The 3,985-nt window shown below is 65.4% G+C and carries 3 protein-coding genes; 1 reads left to right on the top strand and 2 read right to left on the bottom strand.

Annotated elements, in window-relative coordinates:
• Window positions 1-363 precede the first annotated feature (363 nt).
• The gene (locus H5T60_12465; protein ID MBC7243245.1) at window positions 364-2,103 is read left to right on the top strand and encodes a DNRLRE domain-containing protein; all 1,740 of its coding nucleotides are present in this window, start codon (window positions 364-366) and stop codon (window positions 2,101-2,103) included.
• A 19-nt stretch (window positions 2,104-2,122) separates the two neighbouring features.
• Here H5T60_12465 and H5T60_12470 read toward each other — a convergent pair whose 3' ends face one another.
• Window positions 2,123-3,634, bottom strand: a complete 1,512-nt coding sequence (locus H5T60_12470) for a glycosyltransferase family 39 protein (GenBank protein MBC7243246.1) — start codon at window positions 3,632-3,634, stop codon at window positions 2,123-2,125.
• A 23-nt stretch (window positions 3,635-3,657) separates the two neighbouring features.
• Window positions 3,658-3,985: methionine--tRNA ligase (locus H5T60_12475; protein MBC7243247.1), on the bottom strand; the 328-nt coding region annotated here is incomplete at its 5' end.

Genomic DNA, 3,985 nt, shown 5'->3' on the forward strand with positions numbered 1-3,985 from the left:
AGCAACAGCTTGCCCCATGTCTAGGCTTTGCTGTGGTAGATTATCGGCGTGAGTGACGCCATACATCGCACCAGACATCATAATAGCAATAGAACATACAATAATTATGCACTCAATTGTCCGTTTCATTTTTATCCCTCCAATTGTCTCCTACTGTCTATTGATCAAGCCGTGTCAAATCTTATATGGAGACTTTGGATAGAAAGGGGAATTCCTATACACAGTATCGGCCAGGTAGCCATTTTTCTACATAGCACATTCTCCACATGTCGTCAAGGCGGCCAGCGCCGATGTCTCCATCCGCCCCTTGACATCCTCCCCAGATGCAATACACTATCCGCAACCTGATTGCCCGGAGGGAGCATGTCCGGCCGCCGCTGGTTTCATCTCGCGCTGGCCGTGGGAGTGTTCGCCGCATGCGCCGGCCTCCTCTTTCTCCTCAACCTGCCATCGTCGGCCGCCGGCCCTGCATCTCCCCATGCCGCGCCGACGCCCATCTACACCCGCGTCTACCGCCAGGGGCTGAACGGCTACGCCGGCGCCGCCGACGTCACCATCCAGCGCGCCTTCCCCGACACCAATTTCGAGGGGCAGACATACCTGCGCCTGCACTGCAACGACCATACGCGACTACCGGAGCAGGCCGGCGTCCTCATCCGCTTCGACCTGAGCGACCTGCCGCGCAATGCCCGCGTCCTCTCCGCCACGTTTCAACTGGTCACCTTCAGCAGGAACATCACCGATGACCTGCTGGTCAGTTTCCACGTGCTCAGCCGCACCTGGGAAGCCGGGCAAGTGACTTGGAACCGGCCGCGCGTCGGCGAGGCATGGGCCACCCCCGGCGCGAACGACATCTGGTATGACCGCCGGGAGGAATGGGAAAGCTGGGCGCTCTTCCGCCTGACCAATCCTCCCCAGGCCCGCTATTCCTGGGATGTCACCCAGGCGGTCCAGTACTGGGTGGAACAGCCCCGCTGGAATCATGGGGCCAAACTGCTGGCATACATCGGCCAGCGGCGGGAGGTGCAGTACGATGCCTATTCCTCCGAGGCGCCGTACCCCGACCTGCGTCCCCAGCTCGTGGTGACCTATACCCTGGACCCGGCGGTGCCGACGCCGACCGATGTACCGCCAACGCCGACCGCCACCCCCACCCGCCGGCCGGAAGGCCCGCTCTATCGCGAGACCTTCCAGCAGGGGCTCAACGGCTATTTCGGCGTCAGCGACACTTATCTCTACCGCCGCGCGCCCGACATCTTCTTCAGTGAATCCATCAGCCTGCACTTGCGCTGGCAGGACAAGGATGAGACCGGCTTCGTGGATCGGGATGAGAGCAACCCTCTCATCCACTTCGACCTGCGCTCTATCTCCAGCCATGCGCTGGTGACCTCTGCGACGCTTTACCTGTACGCCTTTTACCAGAGCAATTCCAGTTACCTGGATGTCACCAGCCACCGCGTCCTGCGGGATTGGGACCGCCGGCTGGCCACCTGGCGGGAGGCCGCGCCGGGCGTCCCATGGTACGCTGAAGGCTGTGGCGCGCCCGAGCGAGACTTTCAGAAGCGGGAGAGCGATTGGGTGGATATGCCGGCCGCCGGCGCATGGTACGCCTTCAACGTGCGCGACATGGTCCAGCACTGGGTCTGGTACCCGGAGCAGAACTTTGGCCTCCTGCTCAAACCGCATGTGGATGTCAACGTGGGCTACAGCTTCTACTCATCCGAAGCGCCCACCCAGACCCTGCGGCCGCGGTTAGTGGTGGAGTACTGGCTGCCGGCGGATGTGCCGACGGCGACCCCCACGCCGGCCGGCGCCGCCAGCCCCACCCCCTCCCCTACACCGTCTGTCACCTGGACCCTCACCCCTTCGTCCACGCCGACGCCCACCCACAGCGCGACCCCTTCACCCACGCCAACAGCCACATCTTCCCCGACCTGGACGGCGAGTCCGACGGCTACCGCTACGGAAACTCCCACCAGCACCGCCACCCCTTCTGGGACCCCACCGCCTACGGAGACTCCGTCGCCGACCGCGACCGCGACGTCCACCGCCACGCCGCTATGGTGGGCGGTAAGACTCCCGCTGGTGCTAAAAGGGTGGTAAGAGGATCGCGTCAGGGGCTTCAGCCGGCCAGCGCCGGCACGATGAAGGCGAAGAGGCACAGCCAATCGAGGGCCCACAGGCCGGCATATACCGCCGCCAGCATGATCTGCTGGGTGCGGCGGCTTCCTCGCCAGCCCTGCAGGGCGAGTACCAGCGCCAGGCCGGCCAGCAGGGCCGCCCAGAACAGGGGCGGGTCGTGGGTGATGATGCCCCGGATAATGGGGGCCGCCGCGCCGCCGGCCAGGAGCAGGGAAGCGGGGCGCGCGCCGGCCGGGGAGGTGACGTGATACAGGCCGGCGGCGAATGCCAGCCCGATGGGGATCAGGGCGGGGAAGAGGTAGCGGCCCTGATGCTGGACGAACTGCAGGTTGTACCAGAGATAACCCAGCGTCGTCAGCAAGGCGCTCGCTCCCAGCACTGCCAGCGCCCGTGCCTCATGGGCATGTAAGGTGGTCTGCCGGCGCGCCAGACGCGCCCACCACCCGATGACGCCGCCGGCCGCCAGAGCGCTCAACAGCACCAGCAGTGTGTACAGCCGGCTGTCCAGCAGGACGCCCATCCAGCCGAACTGCCCCCAGAAGGACTGGAACGTCGTGCGGATGAAGCGCTGTACCAGGGATGCCATGCCGTTTGCCGCCAGCCATTCGGCGGTGCGGAGCTGTCCCACCGTGATGGCATCATGCCGGCCCAGCCCCAGGATGTCCAGCCCCCCATAGGTCAGGATGTTGCGCACGTACCAGGGCAGGGCCATGAGGAGCGCAGTGCCGAAACTGATGAACCAGCCCAACAGGATGGAGCGCACCTTCCCCCTTTCCGGCGCCAGCCGGCCCTCCCCCCAGAGGATCACCAGCGCGGCGATGGGCAGGGCAATATAGACCGAGGTCTTGGTCAACAGGCCCAGGCCCAGCAGGAGGCCGAGGGGGAGCCAATCGCGGCCGCGCATGGGGGCGTGCCGGCTGGGCCGCCGGCGCAGGTAGCGCAGTAGCCACAGCAAAATCGCCGCCAGCACCAGCTCCGCCAGGGCGTCGTTGTTCACGCCGGCGGTTATGGCGATATGCATGGGCAGGAAGGCGGTGAACGCCGCCGTGCCCCATGCCAGATGCGGCCGGCCGGGGAAGTTCTCCCGTACCAGGACATAGGCGATGGCGATGGTGCCGGCGCCGAGCGCGGCCGAGAGCAGGCGCATGGCCGTCAGCCGCACGGCCAGGGAGGCGCCGGCGAACAGGGCATAGACGCCGGCGGCCAGGATGTAGTACAGCGGCGGCTGGTGCGACTCATAGCGGATGGGGTCAATCGACATGTCGGGAGGAAAGCGCCTGGCCTTGATCTCCTCCAGGTAGGCATGGGGATAATCGCCGGCCTGCAGGACGGGGAAACGCCCGTTTTCCGCCAGGTAGCGGGCGTAATTGTAATGGGCCGGCTCGTCCGGCACCTGCCAGGCCGGCGTCCAGACGGCATAGCAAACCGCCGCCGTCAGGTAGCCGGCCAAGATGAGCAAGATGGCCCAGTGCGGCCAGGCGCGTGCGGACAAAGGTCCCTCCCGGGGGATATGCCTCAGGCGAGGCCGGCGGACTCCAGCATGCGGCGCGTTTCCTCTTCGGCCACGCTCTCATCCAGCTTGCGGAAGAGGGGCTTGGGCTTGCGCAACTGCTGTCCCGGCTCCAGCCGCTCCGGCTCCCATTTGCCCACCAGGTTGCTCTTGTCATAGCGCAGGACGCGATGCGAGCGCTTGCTTTCCTGCCGCTCCTCAATATAGATGCGGCCGATCAGACTGCCGTCAAAGCCCAGCATCTCGTGCAACTGCTGGCAGGTGAAGGGCAGGAACGGCGTCAGCATGGTCCTCAGCCAGGTGATGCCCTGCAGGCAGACGTACAGGGTCGTG

This window comes from Anaerolineae bacterium (assembly GCA_014360855.1).
Lineage (GTDB): Bacteria > Chloroflexota > Anaerolineae > JACIWP01 > JACIWP01 > JACIWP01.

What these genes read in the sequence shown, in the direction of transcription:
- H5T60_12465 (MBC7243245.1), top strand. Translation starts at nt 364, where the DNA reads ATGTCCGGCCGCCGCTGGTTTCATCTCGCGCTGGCCGTGGGAGTGTTC.